Annotated in this window: 26 protein-coding genes and 2 tRNA genes; 27 read left to right on the top strand and 1 reads right to left on the bottom strand. The window is 35.9% G+C overall.

All coding sequences use genetic code 11. From position 1 onward, the window contains the following. Window positions 1-49: 49 nt before the first annotated feature. The 9 genes from IPN41_03850 to IPN41_03810 all read left to right on the top strand — a co-directional run bounded on the left by IPN41_03850 (window position 50) and on the right by IPN41_03810 (window position 7,740). Window positions 50-478 carry a hypothetical protein gene (locus IPN41_03850; protein QQS60223.1) on the top strand — a complete coding sequence of 143 codons (429 nt, stop codon included), beginning with the start codon at window positions 50-52 and terminating at the stop codon, window positions 476-478. Beyond that, window positions 466-1,614, top strand: coding sequence for a fibrobacter succinogenes major paralogous domain-containing protein (locus IPN41_03845; protein QQS60222.1), 1,149 nt, complete (start codon window positions 466-468; stop codon window positions 1,612-1,614). Before IPN41_03850 ends, IPN41_03845 begins: the two co-directional genes overlap by 13 nt. Before the next feature lie 3 nt (window positions 1,615-1,617). Further along, window positions 1,618-3,738, top strand: coding sequence for an NAD-dependent DNA ligase LigA (gene ligA / locus IPN41_03840; GenBank protein ID QQS60221.1), 2,121 nt, complete (start codon window positions 1,618-1,620; stop codon window positions 3,736-3,738). Window position 3,739: 1 nt separating this feature from the next. Further along, the gene (locus IPN41_03835; GenBank protein QQS60220.1) at window positions 3,740-4,753 is read left to right on the top strand and encodes a prepilin-type N-terminal cleavage/methylation domain-containing protein; all 1,014 of its coding nucleotides are present in this window, start codon (window positions 3,740-3,742) and stop codon (window positions 4,751-4,753) included. Between the two features lie 5 nt (window positions 4,754-4,758). Further along, window positions 4,759-4,935 (top strand): hypothetical protein, encoded by a 177-nt coding sequence (locus IPN41_03830; protein ID QQS60219.1) that lies wholly within the window; start codon window positions 4,759-4,761, stop codon window positions 4,933-4,935. 81 nt (window positions 4,936-5,016) lie between these two features. Then, window positions 5,017-5,307, top strand: coding sequence for an Asp-tRNA(Asn)/Glu-tRNA(Gln) amidotransferase subunit GatC (gatC, locus tag IPN41_03825; protein ID QQS60218.1), 291 nt, complete (start codon window positions 5,017-5,019; stop codon window positions 5,305-5,307). Between the two features lie 7 nt (window positions 5,308-5,314). Continuing rightward, window positions 5,315-6,760, top strand: a complete 1,446-nt coding sequence (gatA, locus tag IPN41_03820) for an Asp-tRNA(Asn)/Glu-tRNA(Gln) amidotransferase subunit GatA (protein ID QQS60217.1) — start codon at window positions 5,315-5,317, stop codon at window positions 6,758-6,760. A gap of 4 nt (window positions 6,761-6,764) precedes the next feature. Then, window positions 6,765-7,562 carry a thioredoxin domain-containing protein gene (locus IPN41_03815; GenBank protein QQS60216.1) on the top strand — a complete coding sequence of 266 codons (798 nt, stop codon included), beginning with the start codon at window positions 6,765-6,767 and terminating at the stop codon, window positions 7,560-7,562. Window positions 7,563-7,653: 91 nt separating this feature from the next. Beyond that, window positions 7,654-7,740: transfer RNA gene (locus tag IPN41_03810), tRNA-Ser, on the top strand. Window positions 7,741-7,915: 175 nt separating this feature from the next. Here IPN41_03810 and IPN41_03805 read toward each other — a convergent pair. Beyond that, window positions 7,916-8,617: a class I SAM-dependent methyltransferase gene (locus IPN41_03805; GenBank protein ID QQS60215.1), complete on the bottom strand. Its 702-nt coding sequence runs from the start codon at window positions 8,615-8,617 to the stop codon at window positions 7,916-7,918. A 341-nt stretch (window positions 8,618-8,958) separates the two neighbouring features. On the opposite strand from IPN41_03805, the gene IPN41_03800 reads away from it, so the two are divergent. The 18 genes from IPN41_03800 to IPN41_03715 all read left to right on the top strand — a co-directional run bounded on the left by IPN41_03800 (window position 8,959) and on the right by IPN41_03715 (window position 23,309). Then, entirely contained in the window at window positions 8,959-9,723 is a 765-nt protein-coding gene (locus IPN41_03800; GenBank protein QQS60811.1) for a DUF4065 domain-containing protein, read from the top strand. Then, a complete protein-coding gene (locus tag IPN41_03795) occupies window positions 9,713-9,862 on the top strand; it encodes a hypothetical protein (GenBank protein ID QQS60214.1) in 150 nt (49 codons plus the stop codon). The genes IPN41_03800 and IPN41_03795 overlap by 11 nt, the downstream gene beginning before the upstream one ends. A gap of 326 nt (window positions 9,863-10,188) precedes the next feature. Then, window positions 10,189-10,578 carry a hypothetical protein gene (locus IPN41_03790; protein QQS60213.1) on the top strand — a complete coding sequence of 130 codons (390 nt, stop codon included), beginning with the start codon at window positions 10,189-10,191 and terminating at the stop codon, window positions 10,576-10,578. Between the two features lie 46 nt (window positions 10,579-10,624). Next, window positions 10,625-11,149 carry a hypothetical protein gene (locus IPN41_03785; GenBank protein ID QQS60212.1) on the top strand — a complete coding sequence of 175 codons (525 nt, stop codon included), beginning with the start codon at window positions 10,625-10,627 and terminating at the stop codon, window positions 11,147-11,149. Then, entirely contained in the window at window positions 11,089-12,480 is a 1,392-nt protein-coding gene (locus IPN41_03780) for a toprim domain-containing protein (GenBank protein ID QQS60211.1), read from the top strand. The genes IPN41_03785 and IPN41_03780 overlap by 61 nt, the downstream gene beginning before the upstream one ends. A 12-nt stretch (window positions 12,481-12,492) precedes the next feature. Beyond that, window positions 12,493-12,660: a hypothetical protein gene (locus IPN41_03775; protein QQS60210.1), complete on the top strand. Its 168-nt coding sequence runs from the start codon at window positions 12,493-12,495 to the stop codon at window positions 12,658-12,660. After that, on the top strand, window positions 12,617-13,732 hold the full coding sequence (locus IPN41_03770; GenBank protein QQS60810.1) for a sigma-70 family RNA polymerase sigma factor: 1,116 nt from the start codon (window positions 12,617-12,619) through the stop codon (window positions 13,730-13,732). The genes IPN41_03775 and IPN41_03770 overlap by 44 nt, the downstream gene beginning before the upstream one ends. A gap of 81 nt (window positions 13,733-13,813) precedes the next feature. Next, window positions 13,814-13,885: transfer RNA gene (locus IPN41_03765), tRNA-Asn, on the top strand. 79 nt (window positions 13,886-13,964) lie between these two features. Beyond that, window positions 13,965-14,345, top strand: coding sequence for a hypothetical protein (locus tag IPN41_03760; GenBank protein ID QQS60209.1), 381 nt, complete (start codon window positions 13,965-13,967; stop codon window positions 14,343-14,345). 283 nt (window positions 14,346-14,628) lie between these two features. Further along, window positions 14,629-15,141 (top strand): hypothetical protein, encoded by a 513-nt coding sequence (locus IPN41_03755; protein ID QQS60208.1) that lies wholly within the window; start codon window positions 14,629-14,631, stop codon window positions 15,139-15,141. Between the two features lie 164 nt (window positions 15,142-15,305). Next, window positions 15,306-15,701 (top strand): hypothetical protein, encoded by a 396-nt coding sequence (locus IPN41_03750; protein ID QQS60207.1) that lies wholly within the window; start codon window positions 15,306-15,308, stop codon window positions 15,699-15,701. Between the two features lie 112 nt (window positions 15,702-15,813). Then, window positions 15,814-16,368, top strand: a complete 555-nt coding sequence (locus IPN41_03745) for an NUDIX domain-containing protein (GenBank protein QQS60206.1) — start codon at window positions 15,814-15,816, stop codon at window positions 16,366-16,368. A gap of 9 nt (window positions 16,369-16,377) precedes the next feature. Continuing rightward, window positions 16,378-16,809, top strand: a complete 432-nt coding sequence (locus IPN41_03740; GenBank protein ID QQS60205.1) for a hypothetical protein — start codon at window positions 16,378-16,380, stop codon at window positions 16,807-16,809. Between the two features lie 418 nt (window positions 16,810-17,227). After that, on the top strand, window positions 17,228-18,196 hold the full coding sequence (locus tag IPN41_03735; protein QQS60204.1) for a prepilin-type N-terminal cleavage/methylation domain-containing protein: 969 nt from the start codon (window positions 17,228-17,230) through the stop codon (window positions 18,194-18,196). Further along, window positions 18,166-18,537, top strand: a complete 372-nt coding sequence (locus IPN41_03730) for a hypothetical protein (protein QQS60809.1) — start codon at window positions 18,166-18,168, stop codon at window positions 18,535-18,537. Before IPN41_03735 ends, IPN41_03730 begins: the two co-directional genes overlap by 31 nt. 124 nt (window positions 18,538-18,661) lie before the next feature. Further along, the gene (locus IPN41_03725; GenBank protein ID QQS60203.1) at window positions 18,662-19,915 is read left to right on the top strand and encodes a T9SS type A sorting domain-containing protein; all 1,254 of its coding nucleotides are present in this window, start codon (window positions 18,662-18,664) and stop codon (window positions 19,913-19,915) included. Between the two features lie 398 nt (window positions 19,916-20,313). Continuing rightward, a complete protein-coding gene (locus IPN41_03720; GenBank protein QQS60202.1) occupies window positions 20,314-21,765 on the top strand; it encodes an ABC-F family ATP-binding cassette domain-containing protein in 1,452 nt (483 codons plus the stop codon). Window positions 21,766-21,902: 137 nt separating this feature from the next. Beyond that, window positions 21,903-23,309, top strand: a complete 1,407-nt coding sequence (locus IPN41_03715; GenBank protein ID QQS60201.1) for an MBL fold metallo-hydrolase — start codon at window positions 21,903-21,905, stop codon at window positions 23,307-23,309. The last annotated feature ends 76 nt before the right edge of the window (window positions 23,310-23,385 follow it).

Genomic DNA, 23,385 nt, shown 5'->3' with positions numbered 1-23,385 from the left:
AAGAGATTGTATTAAGTCTGATAATACTCGTGGGACAGAGGCAGATTGTTTGGCAGGATATGCCTTGTATGAGTGGGATGCTGCGATGAATGGATCTGCAAGTTTTGATGGTGAAAATAAAGTTCAAGGAATTTGTCCGGTTGGTTGGCATATTCCTTCACTCCCAGAATTTGATACCTTAATTTCTGTTTTTGGCGATAGATCAACAGCTGGACCTATACTTAAATCTACTGGTTCATCAGGTTTTAATGATATTTTAGCGGGAGCCCGAGAACAAGCTGGGGAAATGTTTTTTGAAATCTTGGTTCTTATGGAAATTATTGGTCTTCAAATAAACATAATTCTAATGTTCAAGCTTATCATATTTGGATTCCTAATAATGATAATGAACCTATTGCTGATTCGTTTGACCATTTTACTTGGAATTTCTCTATCCGTTGTCTTAAAGATTAATTTTTTAACTATATGCCTCGAGTAAAACCAAAAAAAGGAATGGCGCTATTACTGGTTATGACGGTTATTGTTGTTGTTTTAACAACAGTTAGTATTGGTGCTACCGTGCTACTTAATAATCTTGATGCTAATAAAGGACAAGAGGAGGCTAATATTGCTTTTGTTTCCGCTCAATCGGCAATTGAAAAAGTTCGTGGGTATTATAAAAATAATAGTGAATTTTTTAATGGTTGCTCAGTGAATGATTGTATTAATTTTACTGAGAATAGTTGTGATAGCTGTGATAACTCTGAAGCTATGTCTAAGTATACTGATGGCAATCGTCGTTATAAAGTTGTGATTACGAATAAAAATGCTAGTGGTGTTAGCATAGAGGCCACTGGATATAAAGGGCCATACAATCGAACAATCAGTGCTGGGATAAAGTATGCAGGCTTTACTTGTGGAGATGATTATTTAGGAATAATAACTGATGATGATGATGAAGGAAATGAATATCCAACTACTGAGATTAATGGTCGGTGTTGGATGGCAACATCATTACGAACAAAGCAAAAAAAAGCTGATGGAACTTGTATTAATGGTGAAGATGCTTCACCTTGTAATGACGCATCAGAGACTGATTTCGAAAAAGGCCGTTCTTGTTTTGATAATGATGAGGCAAATTGTAGTTCTGGTCCAGAATTTCCGGGAGCTTTGTATACTTGGGAAGCTGCCATGGATGGAAGCGAAACTGATGGTGCTCAGGGGCTATGTCCGGTTGGTTGGCATATTCCAACCGATTCCGAGTGGAGTAATTTAGAAAATTTTCTAAAAGATAGTGATGAGGATCCTTGTGATGAATCTCGCTCCAGTGCAGATGATAATGAGTTTCAATGTGCTAGCGCTGGGTTAAAAATGTCTCCACCTCCACCTAATGGTGGTGGAATAGTTGGTGGTTTTAATGGAGTCGGTACTGGATATCGTGATTCTGATGGGGTAACTTTTGTTGATCAAAAAAATCTTAGTAAATACTGGTCCTCAACAAAAAAAGGTAATAATCCAGTTGCAATGAGAACTATTGATAAAGGTAACTTACCGAATTTTGGACGTGATGTAGTTGATGTAAGTGATAATAAAATACAATACTCTTTTGCTATTCGCTGTATAAAGGATTTATAATCTATGAAACAAGCAGAAGCAGCAAAACGCTTAAAAATATTACGAGAAGAAATTAACCGACATAATTATTTATATCATGTTCTTGATCGTCCAGAAATTAGTGATGGAGCTTTGGATAGTTTAAAGAACGAACTTGTAAAAATAGAACAACAGTTCCCGTCTTTAATAACTCCTGATTCACCAAGTCAACGTGTTTCCGGTAAAAGTTTAGAAAAGTTTGAGAAAGTTCAACATTCTTCTCCAATGATTTCTTTGTATGATGCTTTTAGCGAAGCTGATATGGCTGAGTGGGAGGAACGTAATAGAAAAATTTTAGAAAAGCAAAATTATTCGATTCATAAAATAAAATATTATGCTGAGTTAAAAATGGATGGTTTAGCTTTAAGTTTAGTCTATAAACAAGGTGTGCTTTGGCGAGCTGCCACCCGAGGTGATGGGAATGTTGGTGAAAATGTTACTGCCAATATAAAAACAATTGCTGCTATACCTTTGCGCTTACGCATTCCATCAAATACTGAATTAACAAAACTTGGTATTAATGCTAAAAAAGCAAGTAATATACTTCAGGCTATTTCGAGCGGGGAAGTTGAGATTCGGGGTGAAGTGATTATGACTGAAGCAGTATTGAAAAAATTAAATCAACAGTATGCAAAAAGTGGAAAAGCGCAATTAGCGAATGCGCGGAATGCGGCCGCTGGTTCAGTTCGGCAACTTGATCCTGCCGTGACTGCGGAGCGTCAGTTAGATTTTTATGTCTATGGGATTGCTAGTGATTTTGAGTTAGGTGCACATCATCTTGAACATGAATTAGCTGCGATCATGGGTTTTAAAATTTTACGTAAAAATGTTCTCTGTCAAAATTTAGAAGAAATGTTGACTTTTCATCATAACTGGGAAAAAAAGCGTCATGAATTACCCTTTGAATGTGATGGTGTTGTGGCTGTAGTTGATCATACTGAAATGTGGCCAGTGTTAGGTGTGGTTGGAAAAGGTCCTCGCTATATGATGGCCTATAAATTTGCTGCTGAACAGGGAACTACAGTTGTGAAAGATATCGTCTGGCAGATTGGACGAACTGGTGTCTTAACACCAACCGCCAAGTTAGAGCCCGTCCGTGTGAAAGGAGTAGTAATTAGTAATACGACGCTCCATAACATGGATGAAATAAAACGATTAGATGTCAGAATTGGTGACACTGTTATTATTGAACGAGCAGGAGATGTGATTCCAAAAATTATTTCTGTTTTACCAAAACTCCGAGATGGTTCACAAAAAATTATCAAACCTCCGAAACATTGTCCAATGTGTGGGTCAGCTGTTAGTCAGCAACCTGGAGAGGTGGCGATTCGCTGCCTAAACCGAAATTGTTATGCGGTTAATCTAAGAAGATTAATTCACTGGGCTTCAAAAAATGCCTTGGATATTCCTGGTCTTGGTCCAAAAATTATAGAACAATTAATTCAGGCAAACCTCATTTCTGATCCCGCTGATTTATATAGTCTGAAAAAAGATGATCTACTACTTCTTGATCGCTTTGCTGAAAAATCGGTGACGAATTTAATTTCCGCGATTGCCGAGCATTCACATATTCAATTAGATCGTTTTATCTATGCACTGGGAATTAATCATATTGGTGAGGAAAGTGCACGGACGCTAGCAGCTATTATACCTGTCTGGGCAAAAAAACAAGGAATTAAAATAATTACACCAAAAGATCTAGGTTTGATAATTAGTACATTAACTCTTGATGATCTTGTACAGTTATCTGATGTTGGAGAAGTGGTTAGTAAGAGTATTTTTGAGTGGTTTAAAGACACTCGACATCTGAATTTTCTTAAGCATTTAACAAAGGTTGGTGTCACCCTAGATCTGCCAAAACAATCATTGAAGGGATCTGGACAATTAGCTGGTCAATCTTTTGTTTTGACTGGTACGCTTCATCAATTGACCCGAGATGAGGCACATACTATAATAAGAGCAAAAGGAGGTATAGTGCATAAAGCAGTTAGTAAGAAAACAGATTATGTGGTGGCTGGTGATGATGCTGGTAGTAAGAAGGGGAAAGCAGATAAATTAGGTGTCGCTATAATTGATGAGGAAACATTTTTAAAGATGATTACATAATATGTTCAAAAAAATTTCTAGCCTAAAAAATGGATTTACGTTGGTTGAATTAATGATTGTAATTGTCATTATTGGTGTTTTAACGACCTTGATTATGGTTTCTTTAGATAATACAAAGATGACAGCTCGTAATACAAGGAGATTGGCAGATATTAAACAAATTCAGTTAGCCTTGAAAATGTATTATAACGATACAGGAACATTTCCATCTTCAATAACTCCAGGCTCTAGTATTTCTAAGGGAGGTGCTAACTATATGTTACGCGTTCCTTCAAATCCAAAGCCATGGCCTGATAACGGTTGCCCTGATCAAGATTATCAATATATGCCATTAGAAGGCGGTAAGCGTTATATGCTAACTTTTTGTTTAGGTGATACAACAGATGATTTATCAAAGGGATCTCATATTGCAACTTCAAATGGTATTTTAAATTGTCCAACTGGATATATACCAGTACCTGGTAGTGCTGAATTAGAAACCAATGATTTTTGCGTGATGAAATATGAAGCTAAGTGTGCAAACACTGCAACCCCACAGAGGGACTATACTCCTGCGACGCTAACAAGTGGTACATATAATGATGCGATTACTCCATGTATATCAGCTAATAATAAGGTTGTTGGTTCTTTTTCATTAGGTATGTCGATTGGGAATATAAGTCAAGTGGATGCCAAAGCTAGGTGTCAAGCAATTGGTGGTAGTTTAAGTACGAACGCACAATGGATGACGATTGCCAGAAATATTGAACAAGTTGAAAGTAATTGGTTTGGTGGCTCTCCTGGAATTGGCTACATTAGTCGTGGTCATTATGGTGGCTCTACAACAGCTATGCCAGATGGAAGTGTTCTTTATGGAGGTGGTGTCAATGATCATGCACATCAACGGACTTTAACTTTACTAAGTGGTGATACAATTATTGATTTTTCAGGAAATCTTGCTGAATGGGTTGATGATGTATGTGTGCAGGGGGATGGAGTTGGTATGTATTATCATGTTCATGGTGATAATCAATAGCAACTTTGGATTGGAATTCATCAAATTTCAGTGACTATGAAAGAATTGTTTCTGGACCTTCTGTTTCAACCTATACATCTGCTCAGGGAATTGGACAATATACAGAATGTGCACTTGAAGGCAATGCTTTTTGCGTGGAGGGTCTAGTGATGAAACAGGTGAAGTTGGTATTTATAGTTTAAATCTCATGAAAGATATTTATCAAGAAGGAAATGGTAGCACATTTCTATACGGTTTCCGTTGTGTAAAATAATTAATTATTCATGACTCTTTCTGAAAAAGAAATCAGGCATATTGCTCATTTGGCTCGCCTGCAATTAACTGATAAGGAAATTAAACAATACCGCACAGAACTTGGCGGTATTTTGCGCTATGTGGATCAACTACAAGCGCTTTCGCTTAAGAAAAAAATATTTGGCACAGTAAATATAAAAAATACATCTGAACGTCTTGATCAAGTAATGCCCTGGGATCAAGCTGAGGTTGAAGTGGCATTACGACAAGCACCTGACCAAAAGAACCATCAGATTAAAGTGAAAAGAATTTTAGAATAATGTTTCTATGCGATTGAACGAACTGACAATTACCAGTGCACGAGAAAAATTAGATATTGGTGAAATATCGAGTTTTGATTTAACCTCGGCGTGTTTAAAACGAATTAAACAAGTTAATAGAAAATTACATGCTTGTTTATTGGTTGATGAAAAAGGAGCACTGCAAGCAGCTAAAGAAGCTGATCAACGATTAAAAAATGGAGAGAAATCAATGTTACTTGGAATTCCATTTTTGGCTAAAGACAATATCATGACCAAAAATCTAGTCACAACCGCTGGCTCAAAAATGTTAAAAAATTATGTTGCACCCTTTGATGCCACGGTTATTTCTCGACTAAAAGAAGCCGGGGCAGTCTTGCTTGGAAAAACAAATCTTGATGAATTTGCTCATGGATCATCAACAGAATACAGTGCTTTTGGTCCAAGTAAAAATCCCTGGGACACAAGTCGTGTGCCCGGTGGTTCATCTGGTGGCTCTGCGGTGGCTGTGGCAGCAGATATGTGCTTATTTGCCTTAGGTACTGATACTGGAGGCTCTGTTCGTCACCCAGCGGCCTTTTGTGGAGTGACTGGCCTAAAACCAACCTATGGTCTTTGTTCTCGATTTGGATTAATTGCTATGACTAGCTCAACTGATGTTCCTGGTATTTTGGCAAAAAATTCAGAAGATACTGCCTTAGTTTTAAATGTCATTATGGGCAAGGACGACCATGATGCTACAACACTAGCTACCACAAAAAACCAAATGAAGATGGAAGATAATTTTTTATGGAAAGGAAAAAAGATTGGCATCCCAAAAGAATTTAGGTCAGTGAAACTTGATTCAACGGTGCGTAAGCATTTTGATTCTATGATTGCTCTCATAAAAAAAGAAGGTGGAAAGGTTATTGAAGTTTCTTTGCCCTTAGCACCCTTTGCTGTGGCTGCGTATTATGTTATTACACCAAGTGAGATCAGTTCTAATTTGGCTCGTTTTGATGGTATACGTTTTGGTCATAGTGCAAAAAAATCTAAAAATTTATTAGAGTCATATGTAACAACACGCGAAGAGGGATTTGGAGTGGAAGTAAAACGAAGAATAATTCTTGGAACCTTTGCCTTAAGCGCGGGTTATGCTGATGCCTATTATCATCAAGCACAAAAAGTTAGAGAGGGGATTATAGAAAATTTTAATCAAGCGTTTAAAAAGTGTGATGTGATTATCACTCCAACAACCCCAACCCCAGCTTTTAAATTTGGTGCCAAAAAAAATCCTTTGGCAATGTATTTAGAAGATATCTTTTCAGTACCAGCTTCACTCGCCGGTTTGCCAGCCATTTCAATTCCGATGGCAAAAAAACCTTTGCCTGTTGGTTTACAAATTATTGGACCATCTTTATCAGATCAAACAATTCTAGCCGCTGGCAATAGTTTAGAGCGCATAGTAAACTTACAAGAAAGACTATCACTATAATTTTATGAAAAAAAATAATAATATTTTTCGGGCCACGCAGATGAATAATGCAATGAGAATATTGGCAGTTTTCTGCTTGGTGGTTGTCATTGGAGCCATGCTATTATTGATAACCCTTCCATCCAATCGTCAGAAGATTATGGGTTGGTTTCGTGGCGACTCATTTGGAGTAACCGTCAAAAATTCCAAAGTTGAAAAACAAAATGAGGCGGGAATTAATGGAGCAGCGGTTGTGAATGAGAATATGAAAGTTAGTCCAATTAGTGTTGATGATCATCTTTCAGGAAATATCAGTGCGCCAGTGAAAATAATTATATATTTGGATTTCCAATGCCCGTTTTGTGGTCAATTGTATAATAGTGTTGAGCAAGCAAAGGCAGAGTTTGGATCAGATATAGTTGTAGCTGTTCGGCATTTTCCTTTATTAAATCATGATCAAGCGTTGCCGGCTGCTGTGGCATCTGAATGTGCCGCTGACCAAGGAAAGTTTTGGGAAATGTATCATGAGCTTTTTGCTATTAATCAAACGGGGTCGTTGTCAGCTGAAACAATAAAAAATAGTGGCAAAAAATTAAAACTTGATGAAGTGACATATGTTGATTGTTTGACTAAAAATAAGTATCAAGATAAGATACTGACTCAAAAAGAAGAAGTTAGGAAGCTTGGTGTTGGTGGAACGCCAGCCAGTTTCATTAATGATGAATATTTTGCCGGAGCACTTCCGTATGAAGATTTTACTCATCCTGATGGGTCACAAGCCTTAGGTTTAAGATCTTTAATTAAGAAAAAATTAGGGAAGTAGATCAATCCCTGGAAGGATCGCATAGTGATCGATTTCCGCCAGTAGGCGGATTGGAAAGCAAGTAAATTTTGAAAAGATTGTTTTAACTAAAGGAAGGATCGCATAGTGGTCGAGTGCGCTTGCTTGGAAAGCAAGTAGACCTTAACGGGTCTCCGGGGTTCGAATCCCCGTCCTTCCGCAGTTTTATATTTAATCTGAGCACGCAGCAGTTTTGGCTGGCATAGCCAGACAAACATACCCGTCCTTCCGCAGTTTTATATACTTGAACACCTTATTTTTATGAGATGTTTTTTGTAAATAAAAAACTTCACATAAAGAGACGGGGAAGTTTTGGTTTGAATGGAAAATCATTTTCATCCTAATGATTTTCCTAAGTTGTTAAATTTCAACTTTAATATTCCGATAAAACCAAATAAAGTTCGAAAGACAAGGAATCCAATATTGATACAACGATCTTTGAAATTATTTTTATTTACTTTTTCAAAAACCGTTATGGTATCTATCAATTTTGGATGTCTTATTCTAGAGGAGGAAGCTAACATCCAGGCGGTAATAAGATTTGGTCCTAAAAAATGCCAGGAATCATGAAAAGCAAGCACACCTCCTTCAATGACTTTCGGGAACCAAGATTTTACATCATTCTTTACATATGTAAATTCATGGGCGCCGTCTATAAAAATGAAACCAATTTGTTCATGAAATGATTTAGCCGCTTCTACAGATGTTTTTTTAATGGGTATTATTGATTCCTCTAGACCGGCATTTTCAATATTTTCCTGAAATACATCAAAAGTATTAATTGATGGACCAAACATTTTTTTGAGTTCTGGAGATCCAGAGTGTGGATCAACTGCATATACTAGTGCTTTTTCACCATCTCTAGCCCCACAACCTAAACAAACGGTGGAGCGACCTTTCCAACTGCCAATTTCTACAATTACGCAAGGTGTCCGTTTTGCTAACGAATAAAGTAGTTCAGCTTCATTATTAGTGAGCCATCCATCTATTTTAGAGGCAAGTTGGATCGCTTTGATTGGTACTCTTTTTATTCCCATTATGTTTACCTTTCTGTTTATTGTTTAGTTATTTTAAAAAACATTTATCCTAGAGTATTACACGTAATCCTTTATTAGTCAATAAAATGACTCTTTAAATTTTTTATATTATGATCTAAACGTTTTAAGAAATCCCATAAATTATTATAATATCTCTTAAAAATTAGTAGAATCTAGTTTATCTTATTTTTATGCATCAACCTTAAGCCGGGGAATATAAAGACTTAATAGTGATTTATTATAAATTCAATCTTATTTACTATATTTGTTAAACTTTTTAACATTACTATTGACAAATAATTTTACAAGGATTATACTTAAGATACTAATATGCTTGGAAAATTTATATTAAAACAGCGAAAAAAAAGCACAATCTAACGCAGGATTTTTTGGCGTCAAAGATTGGAGTTTCTCGCCCGACCTATGTTCAGATAGAACAAGGAGAGAGAGATCTAACTATCACCGAGGCAAGAAAGCTAACGGATATTTTTGGTATTGTTTTTGACGATTTTGTTCAAGGTAAAGATACTTCCGCCACCGTAGAAGTTAAAAAGAGTGCCAAAAAAATAAAAGAAGAAAAGCAGGAAATGAGAATAAGTATTCCACAGAAAAATCTAGAAAAATTTAAAGAAGTTTTGCTCTACGTTTTGTCAAAGGTTGGTGGCAAACCAAATATCGGTGAAGCAGTAGTATATAAACTACTTTATTTTATTGATTTTGATTTTTATGAAAAATTTGAAGAACAGCTTATTGGAGCCACATATATTAAAAATCATTATGGACCAACTCCAATTGAATTCAAAGTTATAGTGGATGATATGATTGAAAACGGTGAGATTGTTAGAGTAGAGGGAAAATATTTTAATTATCCACAAAGAAAATATTTACCGATTCGGGACCCGGATTTAACAAAGTTAAAAGATGCACGTGAGCTCCGTCATATTGACGAAGTAATTGCACGATTAGGTGATAAAAACGCCACAGAATTAAGTGAATATTCTCACGAGGATACCCCCTGGCTTGTCGCAAAAGATAATCAGCCCCTTGATTACGAGGCTGTCTTCTACCGCACTCCTAAAACTTCCGTGAGAAATTATGACGAATAAGATTATCTATGGCGAAACGCCGGAATTTAAAAAAGACTTTAAAAGATTACTTAAAAAGTTCAAATCGCTTGAGGAAGATTTTGAATTAGCCAAAGTGACAGTGATTGAATTTTTCCATATTCAAAAAAAAATAATCTAAGTACTTTTCTGATTCCTGGTCTTTGTACAGAAAAATACAAATATGTAAAATTAAAAAATTCGCTTGTAGGTCTCTGAAGGACGAGGTTCAAAAAGTGGCGTAAGGATTATTTATGCTTTTAATTGTGAACGTTATACAGTAGATTTTATTGAGATGTATTATAAAGGTGAGAAAGAAAATGAGGATAGGGATAGAATTAAGGAATTTCTAAAAAGTATTTAAATAATTAGTTTATTGCTACATGTAAGATCTGCATAAATAGCTAATGAATATATAGAACAAAGAATAAACTAAAAATTAAATTGGTAAAATATTTTTATCTTATTATGAAACTAACAATCAAAACTTCAGACATTGATTCAACTCCTTTTAACTTCCTACGTTCAGCTGGCTATATTTATATTGAATCAAGACAAACAGGACAGGGGAGTTTTTCACGCCCACTTGGAAATGGACATTATCCTCGGTTTCATATTTATGTAAACGAAGAAGAAAATAGCATTACGTTTAATATTCACCTTGATCAAAAACAAGCCAGTTATGAAGGAACCTCTGCCCATAGCGGAGAATATGATGGCGAAGTAGTTGCTCAAGAAGTGCAAAGACTAAAAGGCCTACTTCGACCCAGTGGCGTATCAAAAAAAACTCATATTTCTGACCCTTCGAGTAATGATGCACGAAGCCGTCGTTTTTCAGATATTCTCCGTAATTCGTAATGTATAACTTGCCAAAGCCTGTATTTGGAGTAGTATTGATACAACTATGCTTAACCCTTCAGACGAAATAAAAGCTCGCCTAGATATTGTTGAGGTTATTCGACAATACCTTCCTCTTAAAGCAGCTGGTACCAATTTTACTGGACGCTGTCCTTTTCATAATGAAAAAACACCTTCTTTTACAGTTAGTCCGACCAAACAAGTCTGGCATTGTTTTGGTTGTGGAAAGGGTGGTGATCTTTTTTCTTTTATCATGGAAATTGAAAAACTTTCTTTTCCTGAGGCTTTGCGATTACTTGCTCCTCGAGCCGGTGTTATCTTGAAACGAGAAACAGGACCTTTGGCCTCTCAACGTAATCGAGTCTTAGACACCCTTGATCAAGCCGCTCGATATTATCATAATCTTTTGTTAACACAACCAGCTGGCGAGCCAGCCCGAAATTATCTTTCACAACGTAGACTAAAATTGGAAACACTTAAAGAATGGCAAATAGGGTATGCACCTGACTCTTGGGATGGTGTAATTCTATATTTGAAAACAAAAAATTTAGTGATGAAGATATTTTGTTAGCTGGTCTTTCCGCACGAAAAGTTGAGACAGGACGTTTTTATAACCGTTTTCGTGGACGGGTTATGTTTCCACTTCGTGAAGTAAATGGAAATATTGTCGGATTTACAGGAAGAATTTTGCCACAATTTGAAAGTCAAGATAAACAGGGAAAATATGTGAATAGTCCACAAAGTATTGTCTATGACAAAAGCAAACTAGTATTTGGTTTAGATAAAGCTAAACAAGCTATTCGTAATATCGGCATTGCAATATTAGTTGAAGGACAAATGGATTGCATCACAGCTCATGAAGCTGGGTTTTCCAATGTAATTGCTTCATCTGGAACAGCATTAACTTTTGAGCAAGTTAAATTATTACAACGTTATACCAATAAAATAGCGCTGGCGTATGATATGGATTCAGCTGGACGATTAGCAGCTGAGCGGGCAAGTGAACAAACGTTAGCAGCCGAGATGGAAACGTCAATGATTGCTTTGCCAGAGGGCAAAGACCCTGATGAATGTATTAGAAAAAATCTAGAGGGTTGGAAGACTGCTTTAACAGAAGCTAAACCAATTATGGAATATTTTGTTGAAGAAATTATTTCACCACTTGACCTCGCGACTGTCAGTGATAAACGTTTAGCCTTAAAAAAATTATTACCTCACTTACAAAAAATTGCCAATAGTATTGAAAGAGATTTTTGGGTAAAAAAAATTAGTCAGATTATTGATATTGATGAAGTGTCAGTCAAGCAGGCAATATTAAGCCAACCAAAATCAGTGCAAAATAGACAAGAGGAGACAGCTAGGCCAGTAGAAGAAATTTCACGAAGTCGACCTGAGCTTTTATCCGAACAATTACTTGGTTTGCTTTTGCGTTTTCCTTCCTATATTGACTCGGTGGTAAGTAGATTGCCAATTGATCAAGTGGTTGGATCATCGTTTCAGACTCTTTACAGGTTATTAGTTATATATTATAATAAAGTTACTGTTTCTGGATCAGATCAAATTGACCAAAAACAAGAATCTCTTAACTTTGCTGAATTTAGAAAATGGTTAATAGACTATAGTCAAGATACTGCTAATGATATACAGGTATTAGATCGATTGGCTTTGTTGGTTGAGAGAAATTTTTTTGAAACAACCTTTGAACAGGCTCAGACGCTCATCGGCACTTCTATTAAAGAATTACGGCATTATTATTTAAATAGCCGTCTTAAGGTCGTGACTCGTCTGATATTTGAACTTGAATCACGTAGAGACCGCTCTTCAGCAGATGAAGAACGGCTTCTAGAATTACTCAAAGAATTTAAAGGACTGGCCGAAGAAATTCGCCAGGTATCTTTGTAATATACGTTGTCTATGCCTAAAACTTTTAAGAAGCCTGTGAAAAAAAGTCCTAAAAAAATAAAAAAAGCAATCGTGAAAAAACCGCCTGTTGCAAGACTTAAGAAAGAGAAAAAATCTATTGCTTTTAAGGAACCAGATTCTAAATTTATACCAAAACCAGACACTAAAGGCTTTGGATGATTTAGTTGCGAAAGTTCGTCCTCGTGGATTTGTAACCGAAACTGAATTACTACAAGTTTTTCCTCAAGTTGAAAATTATATTTATGACTATGAACTAACACTGGAACGTTTGCAACGTAACAGTATTAGAATCATTGAAGATTCAGGTGGATTTTTAGATGTTGATGCTAATGTAAAAAAAGCTGGTCAGTTAACTTCTATTTTAGGTAGCGATAAAGATCGCTTGAAGTTTGATATATCAGAATTGTCTGCTGATTCAATTCAGATGTATTTGCGTGAAATTGGAAAGGTGCCATTGTTGACCACTGAAGAAGAAATTGAATTAGCCAAACGAAAAGAACGGGGTGACAAAGATGCGGAACGAAAATTGATTGAAGCCAACCTTCGGTTAGTGGTTTCAATTGCCAAGAAATTTGCCGGCTCAAAAGGTTTGAGTTTGCTTGACCTTATCCAAGAAGGAAATATTGGTTTGTTTCGTGCCGTTGAAAAATTTGAATATCGCAAGGGCTATAAATTTTCTACGTATGCTACCTGGTGGATTCGTCAGGCGATTACTCGTTCTTTGGCCGATCAATCGCGTACCATTCGTATTCCTGTGCACATGGTAGAAACCATTAATAAGTTTCAGCATATTCAACGTCAGTTAATTCAAGATCTTGGTCGTGAACCATTGCCAGAAGAAATTGCTTCAGAAATGGGAGAGACGATTGATAAGGTTCGCTATATTATTAAAATTTCTCAAGACACAATTTCTTTGGAAACGAGTGTTGGTGAAGATGATGAAGATTCAACTCTTGAAGACTTTATTGAAGATGTCAAAAATGTTACCCCAGATCGAGCCGCAGCATTGCAGTTACTAAAAGATTACGTTCATGAAATAATTACCCAATTAACTCCTCGAGAGCAGAAGATTTTAGAAATGCGTTTTGGTTTGCTTGATGGTGTTTCCCACACTCTTGAAGAAGTGGGGGCTGAATTTGATGTCACTCGTGAACGTATTCGTCAGATTGAGTATAAGACTCTTGAAAAGATTCAAAAGCACTCCTTGATTAAGAAGTTGAAGGATTATTAGGAATTAGGTTTTTGTTGACATTTAGCAGTTTTTTTATTACTCTAATTGAGTGTTTGAGCGTCCTTATTAGACGCTCTATATTCCCAGGTAGCTCAGCGGTAGAGCAGTTGGCTGTTAACCAATTGGTCGTCGGTTCGAATCCGACCCTGGGAGCAATTGACAAAAGTATAGTATTATGCTATATTTTTTTATTGAACTTTCAAAATATTTTCTCATTAAAAAATGTAATAAAATGGAAAAATTTATAGTTCTTGATTTGAAGGGTAATGACATTTCCGAAAAGGTGGTCGTTTATACTGGACCAAGCGATCCGGCTTATCACCGAAAATTAGCTAGTATGATTTTTAAGAAAGCTGATAACTTTTATGAAGATGAAATTCTCAGTAAAAGACTTGATCTCACAAACGAGGAATGGTTTCAAAAACATTCTGAGTATAAAGAAATGATGAGAATAGGTGGAGCTTTTGAAGATAAAGAGCTTGCCTCTATATGCAAAAATATCATTCATTATCTTTCTGAAAAATCTGATAACCCTTTACTCGCTAAAGTGGGTTTAACGACTTGTTTTAAAGAAATTTTTACTAAGATGCCAGAAGTATCATTTTTAATCTAATTCGGCATCTAATTCCATCGAGGGAGATTTTTTAATCTCCTTTTTTATTACTTAAAATAATTTTAGTTCGAACAACATCCGCGACCCCGAGCAAGGAAAAATAGGCAAAATAAGCCTATTTTTTGTTATTTCCTTGACATATTTTTATATTTATGCTTTAGTTAATCACTAACTTCCTTAAAAATTTATAGTTAGTAGTTTATTGAATTTTTTGAGCTTCTTTATGGAGGTTGAGATAATTCAATAAATCAAATAACCTAAAATAAAAAAGGGAGAATAAAAAATGAAAAGATTTAAAAAAGTATCATTGTTGATTATTGATCTTTGTTTGCTTGGGATTTTAATATGGCAGGTTTCCATATTGGTTAGTGAGAATGTGATAAGCACTCATCGGCTGAACGTAAGTGGATTTTCAGGCAGGATTATTCCTGAGGATCAAATAAAACCGGGAACTTTTACAATCGAAGTTCCAATGTCGGAAGCTCTACATTTTGGAAAAAACGCCATACTTTCTTATGGTGATAATGGCGTGCAAATCTGGAAACCAGATAGCACCACCACTGGTGTTTTCCATTATTCATCAGTTGCTCCTCAGACTCACACTTCATATTTTAAAGTTTATCTTCTTAAAGATGAAATTATTTTAGATGAATACGATGAAGAGCTGAGGGTAATTGCTATATGGCTTTCAATATTAATGTTACTGTTTATGTTTCTTGTAACAGTATCTCTATTGGAAGAGATTAAAAAAAATAGAAATTCAAAACTATTTAAATCATTTAAAAGAGCAGGCTAAAAACAGTCTGCTTTTAATTTCCTTAAACTATAGTGAGTTGTCCTGGATTAAGGTAGATTAAAATTAAATTAAGTAGGTTCTAACAAGCTTAAGCTGTCGAAGTAGATTCTTAAGTCTATTTTTGCTACATTTGTAAAAGTTAGAACCTAGAGTATAATTAATATATGAAAGAATTTTATAATAGTAAAAGTGAAGAAATACCAAGTATTATTGATGATATTACTTCTGATAACTGTGAAATTAAATTTGTTTCAAAAAAGACGGAAGATGACCCGATACATAATGGCTACAGATCTGAAGTTATTGAATTAGATTTATTTTACCCTAGCCCAATAGGTGAGAATAATAAACTAAAGGGTTCAATCTATATTTATTATCCAGAAAAACATAACGAATTATATACAAAGGAGCCCTCTATGAGAATAGAGATTAAATGGCATAAGGGAACATTGGTTCTCGGTGATGGTAAGAGCGAAGAATATTTTTCTTCTGTGCTTGGAGAAATAGCAAAACATGTCTTGAAAAAAGAAAGCAACCCTGATGATATCAAGGATGATTAATTTTAGTTTTTTTGTTTGTGTATATTCTCAAGTTTAGATTAATCATAAACTAAATTTAAATATGGTCATTCTTTCATTAGATCTATAATAAAATATAAATAACAAGATTATTATGCCATTAGAAATGCTAGAAGTCGTAGATGAGAATGATAATGTAATCGGCCTTGAAACTCGTACTAAAGTCCACGAACAAGGACTTCTTCATCGCGAAATACACATCTTTTTTATTACCCCTAACGGTGAAATTATTTTTCAGCATAGAGCAAAAGATAAGGATACATATCCAGACAAATTAGATGCGACTGTGGGGGGGCACGTTGAGCCAAATATGTCATACGAAGAAACTGCTGTTAAAGAATGTAAGGAAGAGACTGGTATAGATATAGATCCAAGTAAACTATTTTTCCTTACAAAAATGCGAAAAAAAACTTTTGATAAATTAACTGGGAAAACTAACAATACTATTCGTAGTCAGTATGCCTATTTTTATGAAGACGCTTTAGCTAACTTGCAAGTTGAAGAAGGAAAAGCCGAGGGATTTGAAGCTTGGAAAATTGACGATTTACATAATCTTTCGGAAAATGATAAAGTCAAGTTCATAGACCTTCTTCTGAAAGATGATATGATTGAGCTATATAATAAAGCAAGAAATTACTTCTCAGTATAAATATTTGATATGAAAATATATGTTTTAGGCAGTAATGCCTTTATGAAAGAGATGGTTGAGTGCAAGGATAAGCTTTGTGAACTTGGTCATGATGGTTGGATACATCCCACTTATGAAGCCTTGGTGAGAGGGGATATGCCGGAGTATTTAGATCGTCTGGCGAAAATAGAAGAACGCGCCGCAATTAAACGAGAGAATAATTATTATAAAGTTCATTATAAACATATCTTGGAAAGTGATGCTATTCTTTGTGTTAATTTAGAAAAGAATGGTATTAAAAACTATATTGGAGGAAATGTTCTTATAGAAATGGGTCAAGCATATGTTCATGATAAAAAAATATTTCTTTTTAATGCTATCCCGTCCGGTCTTTCTTATGATGATGAGATTATCGCCATGGATCCTATTTGTTTAAATGGTGATTTGAGTAAGATTGCTTGATAACTTTAATAGAAGGTCGGCTTTAATTTTCCCCCAGTCCGTAGTTCAAAACTCGGTCAACAGTGGGAGCATTAAAATAAATAATCGTCCATCAGGGCGATTATTTATTTCAACTTCGGGAGGGATTCGAACAGGTCAGAAGCGAGCTAGCTCGAGCACTATCGTGCGAGAGTGTAACGAGCGATCACAAATGTTTCAAAGAAACATTTGGGCTGACCCTGCACAAGCGAGTTTTGCGAGCGCCCTCGCGAGCGAAACGAGGGCGGAAATTCCTGTCCTTAAGCCATATATTGAAAAAAATTGGGCTTATGATAGCCGAAAAATATAGCTTAATTTGATTAGTTAACTTTTTGAAATTAGTTCTTATTTTATGCTATAATAGAAACAGAATTAATTCATTGTGCTTTGATTTGACTATATGTTTTTCTCTAAATTTAAGAAAAAAATTCTTGGGTTTACTTTTTTAGAAATTATGGTTTCTGTGGCTATTGTTGCCATATTAGCCAGTATTTCTATTATTGCTACAACCAGAGTTCGAATTAAATCTCGAGATATTAAACGAATTTCTAACGCTACTGAAATTGTTAGTGCCCTTGAAGCCTATTATGCAGCCAACCAATCATATCCAACGATGATCTTTCCCGGACAACCCATTGAATCAAATGGAAGGGAGTATTTAAGAGCTGTGCCATCAAACCCTTCTCCTCGAACTGATGGAGGTTGTGCTGATAGTGATTATACTTATATAACAACTACTACAGGCTATAAGCTAACATTCTGTATTGGTTCAGATAATTCTCGTTTTGCCCAAGGAGTTGTAATTTGTAAAAATGGAAACTGTGGAATTAAAGAGGATTGCAGTGGTGAGGTGGAAGATGAAGAAGGTATTCGTTATCCGATTGTCAGAATTGGTGAACAGTGTTGGATGGCGGCACATTTAAAGTCTAAGAAAAGACCAGATGGAACGTGTATAAATTTAGAAAGTGATGAAAATGAGGACTTGCATATTGATTTAACTGACTGTGTTATTACATATGATTTGTACCCTGGTGAATTTTTTGGTGGATATGGAGGTTGTCCGTCGGAATGTACGTTGGGATCACGAAGGGACTGTGTGAAAATTAATCCACCTATTTTAGGACCAGGAGCTGGGCTTGGTTGGCTTGATCGAGGTTATGATACTTTAAATTCAGCTTATGATTATCCTCCAGACTTAACGGATTCGGCTTGTAATAATCGAGGAGCTTTATATACTTGGGCAGGGGCAATGAATTTAGATAATAATTGTGTGGATACGTCTTGTGCTCATCAAGTAACAATACCATTTCATAGGGGGTTTGCCCACGTGATTGGCATATTCCAACTGATCAAGAATTTCATACTTTAGAAAATACTTTAAAAGATAGTGGTCAATCTTGTGTTTCAACTCGAAATAGCGAGATGTTTGGAACAGATAGTTGCATAGGGGCTGGCACTAGTATGAAAATTAATGGAACAAGTGATTTTGATGCTATATTATTAGGGGCAAGAACATCAGAAAATTCTGCTTATTTGAGTTGGGGTTCTGAATTTCAGGGACTTGATACGAAAGTATATTTTTGGACTGCTAATGAAACTTCTACTTCAAGTGCAACAACCAGAATTATTGCGGCAGATGCTTCTGGAACATACAGGGTTTCAAAAGATAAATTAGGTGCCTTTGCCGTTCGCTGTATCCGAGATTACTAAGAAAAAAGCAAATAATTGAGCAAAAAGGTGATTTTCTTGACTTTTTGATGAAAATGTGCTATATATTTATTACTAAAATTTTTCTTTAACAAATCAATAAGGTCCTCAAAAGGAGAGGACAAATATGAAAATAAAAACAAGTTTTTTGGTTCTTATCGCCATTTTGATGGTTTTTAATACATCAAAAGCTGAAGATAAAAAGATCCATGGGTGCTCTGAAGCACTCGAGGTAATAAAATTTACCCAGGATGAAAGGTATTCGATCGTTCTTAGTGGTGATAATAGAATTTTTATCTCCACTGACCAGATCTCTTGGGTTGATGCCCTAACAGTTGGATTAACTAAGGACATAACGGATATCGAAATTATCTCCGATAGATATTTAATAGCAGTCGGAGAGGATGGCTTGGCGATTAGAACAACTGATGGAGGTGAAAACTGGAATGAGATTATTGGTTTACCAATAGTAGATTTCACGAAAGTGAAATTTACAAATCAGAAGGTCTATATTCTTGGAGAAGGCGGAACATGTTTCCGTAGCCAAGATATGGGTCAAACATTCATAGATAACTCCCTGGCTACAATAGGAAGTTGTATGGATGTAGCTTTCATTTCACCATCAACTGGATTTTTAATTTCGGATCAAAATCCATCACTTTGGATTTCCCGAAATGGTGGTGCAAATTGGGCGGCAAGAAGTCTTCCGCAAGGTGCAGATGGAGAGATGATCTGCATTGATCAAAACTTCCTTTATGTTACTGGGAAGGCCTATATTGATACTGCGATCTTTCAATCTCAAGTTTCATCTTTGCTTCTCATAATCAATTCTGAAGACTTCGATGACTGGATGGCAGTGCCAATCCCTGAATCGTTTCATTTAACCGGAGTTGCAATGAAGAATGGGAAGGGAGGAATTTCAATGAACAAGAGTATGGGAGATATCTGGAGAACCAGCAACGCTGGATTGCAGTGGTTCTCAGGAGTTTCTCAGATGAATAGGAAATATTATTCATTGGGAATTAAAGGAAATCAATTGTATGCTACATCTGATTCCGGTACAATAGTCCGGATGGATGTAGTAACAGGAATTTCTCCAGTCAACTCAGAAATTCCAAAAGGTTTTGCACTCTCTCAAAACTATCCGAACCCCTTTAACCCATCTACAAAGATTAATTTCTCTATCCCAGAACCTGGGGAGGTGAGATTAGCTGTATATAATACAGCGGGAAAAGAGGTTGCAGTCTTAATAGATCAAAGCCTGTCTGCAGGAAATTACACAGCAGACTTTGATGCATCAAATCTGACGAGTGGTGTGTACTTCTATACACTGCAGTCAGAAAGTTTCAAAGATTCAAAAAGGATGGTACTTGTAAAATAAGACACATTCAAAAAAATTGCACCATCGCTCTACCTTCCATATTCCATACTGTAAAGTATGGAGACGTTCTTTCATATTGTTCCAATTTGTTCTTTGACCGATCCCTTCCATACACAGTAACATCGTATGGGAGGGATTTTTATTTTCTCAATCATTTTTTTTTCCTATGCCATTCCTGTTTCCTTCCTGTCATCCCCACTTGCCTACCGGCAGGCAGGTGTAGACGGGGATCTTGTGAATACTATGTGCAATAAATTTTACCCGGATCCCCGCTGGAGTTTATCCCGGGCTTGACCCGGGACAGGGATGACAGCGAAGAGTCGGGGATGACATATGATCCCCATCTACCAATTTTTTAATATATCTGCTATCCTATCTCTGAATCTTATTATAAATATATGGCTGAAGAAGTAATCGTCCGTTTTGATGATGTAACATTTGAATATGTTGATAAGCGCCCGGTTTTAGAGGGTGCTAGTTTTAGCATTCGTCGAAAAGCAAAATTGACCTTAATGGGTCAAAATGGAGCTGGAAAAAGTACCTTATTTGACTTACTTCAAGGCGAATTAAAGCCAAAAAGTGGTAGAATTTCTGTTACTAATGGAGCTACGATTGGGGCAGCTAAACAAACAGTTGAACGATCCGACTTTGAATTAACCGTTGAACAATATTTTGCCAAGGCTTTTGAAATTGTGCCACCAAATTTAGCGAGCAAGATGGCAAAGGCCATGGACGCGGTAAACTTCTCAATACCGACTGATAGAAAAGTTGGTGATTTATCTGGTGGCCAACAAGCCAGATTATTATTAGCTTTTGCTTTACTACAAAATCCCGACATTCTTTTATTAGATGAACCAACAAACAATTTGGATCAAGCGGGAATTGATCACCTTGTTGAATTTTTAATAATGTATGAAAAAACTGTTATTGTAATTTCCCATGATGCAGATTTTTTAAATTGCTTTACTGAAGGTGTTTTATATTTAGATGTTCATACACATACCATAGAAAATTATGTGGGTGACTATTATTCAGTGGTTGAAGAAATAAATAAACGAATTGAACGTGAACAAAGAAAAAATGCCCAACTTGAAAAAACCATTCAGGACCGCAAAGAGAAAGTTAACTTTTTTGCCAACAAAGGTGGAAAGATGCGTAAATTAGCAAAGAAATTAAAAGATGAAACCGAAGAGTTGGAAGAAAATAAAGTGGATGTTAGAAAAGAAGATAAAACTATTCGTGAGTTTGAAATTCCAGAGCAAGAAATTGTTGGTGATATTGTAAAAATTACTTCAGTCAAAGTTATTATTGATCATAAGGCAATAGATAAGCCAGTTGATATTACTTTACGTCAACGGAGTCGTTTATTGGTTTCCGGACCAAATGGTATGGGTAAAAGCACCTTGCTTAGAGCTTTGGCCTCAGGAGAAAGTAAGGGAGCAATAATTATGGAAGGCACACGAGTTGGCTATTACAGCCAAGATTTTTCTACTTTGGATTATAGTCAAACTGTTTTTGATTCATTACACAGTAGTATGGCTGATGGCTATGATACTCAAGAACTGCGTTCTATTGCAGCTGGTTTTTTAATTACCGGTGATTTAATGGGACGAACTGTTGCTGAATTATCTGAGGGTCAAAAGGGTTTATTATCATTTGCACGTTTAGTATTGATGAAACCAGGATTATTAATCTTAGATGAGCCAACCAATCATATCAATTTCCGACACCTTCCAGTTATCGCCGAGGCTATAAATAATTACCAAGGAGCCATAATGCTAGTTAGCCACATGCCTGATTTTGTAAAAGAAATAAAAATTCCTGATGAACTTGACTTAAGAAAAATTTAAAATTAAGAATACTAAAAGAGGAGAACTGAAGTTTTGCATTTATTTTTTAGAAGGTAAGAAATAGAGTATATAAATAGAACGGCCATAGAGGGTCGTTCTATTTTTATTACTTGGGAAATCTTGTATACTAAAAATATATGAAATTACATTTTTTTGGAGCAGCTTCCGAGGTAACCGGTTCAAAGCATATTCTTGATAATAATGGCTATAAAATTCTACTTGATTGTGGTTTACACCAAGGGAGAAGGAAACAGGCCTATGAGCTTAATAAAAGCTTGCCTTTTGATGCAAAATCTCTTAATTCGGTTATTTTGTCTCATGCTCACGCTGATCACTGCGGAACCTTGCCATTATTGTATAAGAGTGGCTATACCGGAGTAATCAACGCAACAGATGCCACGGCGCAAATTGCTCACTTGATTATGCTTGATTCAGCCAATGTACAAAGAAGTGATTATGAGCATTTACTTGGTCAGGGGTTTGTGGCCGAAGATTTATTGACACCTTTATATACTTCAGAAGAGGTTGAAGAAACAAGCACACATTTTCAGATAGCCAATTATCAACGAATACACCAAGATTGGAATGTGCTTGATCAGCATAACCGTTTTAAGTTTTATGATGCTGGTCATATTTTAGGCTCAGCGGTAACGGTCATTGAGTGTCAAAATAATCAAGAGACTAAACGAATTTTATTTACTGGTGATTTAGGTAATGGGGGAGTGCCAATCCTTCACGATCCGGAGGATATTAAAGAAACAATTGATACTCTTATTATTGAATGCACGTATGGTGATCGTCTTCATCGACCAATTTCTGAGGTTGATGATTTTCTTGTAAAAATCATTACTCAAGCTGTGGAACAGAAACAAAAAATTATTGTTCCAGCTTTTGCTTTAGGTAGAACCCAAGAATTAATCTATATTTTACATCGTTTACATAACGAGGGTCGTATTCCAGTTTTGCCAATTTACATTGACAGCCCACTGTCTAATCGCATTACTCAAGTATTTTCCAAGCACTTAAAAGATTTTGATCAACAAGCTTGGACTGATTTTATGAACAATCATGAGTCACCTTTTGCTTTTGAAAATTTGCATTATGTTTCAACTAAAGAAGAATCAAAAGCCCTTAATACTGCTGAAGGTCCATTTATGGTAATTGCCTCATCCGGTATGGCTGAAGGTGGAAGAATCCTTCATCATCTTGAACATACAGTTTGGGATCCGCAAGCAGTGATTATTTTAACTGGCTATCAAGCAGCACAGACCCTTGGTCGAAAAATTCAAGAAGGTCATGCACATGTCCCAATTTTTGGTAGAATGCATGAACTAAAAGCTCAAGTTTGTATGATTAATGAATTTAGTGCTCATGCTGATCAAAACGGATTATATACCTATATTGAAAAATTAAAAGGTTTAAAAAAAGTATTTTTAGTGCACGGTGAACCACCGGCTGCAGAAGCTCTACGGGCTTTGTTACAGGAAAAATTACCTCATCTATCTATTCATATTCCGCAACCAGGTGAAGAGTTTGAAGTTTAATATATACAGACTGTGGATAAATATGATGTTGTTAGAAAAGTAATATTATCATTAGAAATTACCTAATATTAGGTAA

This window comes from Candidatus Falkowbacteria bacterium (assembly GCA_016699775.1).
GTDB lineage: Bacteria > Patescibacteriota > Patescibacteriia > Patescibacteriales > Patescibacteriaceae > Patescibacterium > Patescibacterium danicum.
The sequence above is the reverse complement of the archived record's forward strand: the minus strand, read 5'-3'. Positions and strand labels throughout refer to the sequence as shown.

Coding starts and splice junctions, on each gene's coding strand:
- IPN41_03845 (QQS60222.1), top strand. CDS start 466: ATGCCTCGAGTAAAACCAAAAAAAGGAATGGCGCTATTACTGGTTATG.
- ligA (QQS60221.1), top strand. CDS start 1,618: ATGAAACAAGCAGAAGCAGCAAAACGCTTAAAAATATTACGAGAAGAA.
- IPN41_03835 (QQS60220.1), top strand. CDS start 3,740: ATGTTCAAAAAAATTTCTAGCCTAAAAAATGGATTTACGTTGGTTGAA.
- gatC (QQS60218.1), top strand. CDS start 5,017: ATGACTCTTTCTGAAAAAGAAATCAGGCATATTGCTCATTTGGCTCGC.
- gatA (QQS60217.1), top strand. CDS start 5,315: ATGCGATTGAACGAACTGACAATTACCAGTGCACGAGAAAAATTAGAT.
- IPN41_03815 (QQS60216.1), top strand. CDS start 6,765: ATGAAAAAAAATAATAATATTTTTCGGGCCACGCAGATGAATAATGCA.
- IPN41_03805 (QQS60215.1), bottom strand. CDS start 8,617: ATGGGAATAAAAAGAGTACCAATCAAAGCGATCCAACTTGCCTCTAAA.
- IPN41_03795 (QQS60214.1), top strand. CDS start 9,713: ATGACGAATAAGATTATCTATGGCGAAACGCCGGAATTTAAAAAAGAC.
- IPN41_03790 (QQS60213.1), top strand. CDS start 10,189: ATGAAACTAACAATCAAAACTTCAGACATTGATTCAACTCCTTTTAAC.
- IPN41_03785 (QQS60212.1), top strand. CDS start 10,625: ATGCTTAACCCTTCAGACGAAATAAAAGCTCGCCTAGATATTGTTGAG.
- IPN41_03775 (QQS60210.1), top strand. CDS start 12,493: ATGCCTAAAACTTTTAAGAAGCCTGTGAAAAAAAGTCCTAAAAAAATA.
- IPN41_03760 (QQS60209.1), top strand. CDS start 13,965: ATGGAAAAATTTATAGTTCTTGATTTGAAGGGTAATGACATTTCCGAA.
- IPN41_03755 (QQS60208.1), top strand. CDS start 14,629: ATGAAAAGATTTAAAAAAGTATCATTGTTGATTATTGATCTTTGTTTG.
- IPN41_03750 (QQS60207.1), top strand. CDS start 15,306: ATGAAAGAATTTTATAATAGTAAAAGTGAAGAAATACCAAGTATTATT.
- IPN41_03745 (QQS60206.1), top strand. CDS start 15,814: ATGCCATTAGAAATGCTAGAAGTCGTAGATGAGAATGATAATGTAATC.
- IPN41_03740 (QQS60205.1), top strand. CDS start 16,378: ATGAAAATATATGTTTTAGGCAGTAATGCCTTTATGAAAGAGATGGTT.
- IPN41_03735 (QQS60204.1), top strand. CDS start 17,228: ATGTTTTTCTCTAAATTTAAGAAAAAAATTCTTGGGTTTACTTTTTTA.
- IPN41_03725 (QQS60203.1), top strand. CDS start 18,662: ATGAAAATAAAAACAAGTTTTTTGGTTCTTATCGCCATTTTGATGGTT.
- IPN41_03720 (QQS60202.1), top strand. CDS start 20,314: ATGGCTGAAGAAGTAATCGTCCGTTTTGATGATGTAACATTTGAATAT.
- IPN41_03715 (QQS60201.1), top strand. CDS start 21,903: ATGAAATTACATTTTTTTGGAGCAGCTTCCGAGGTAACCGGTTCAAAG.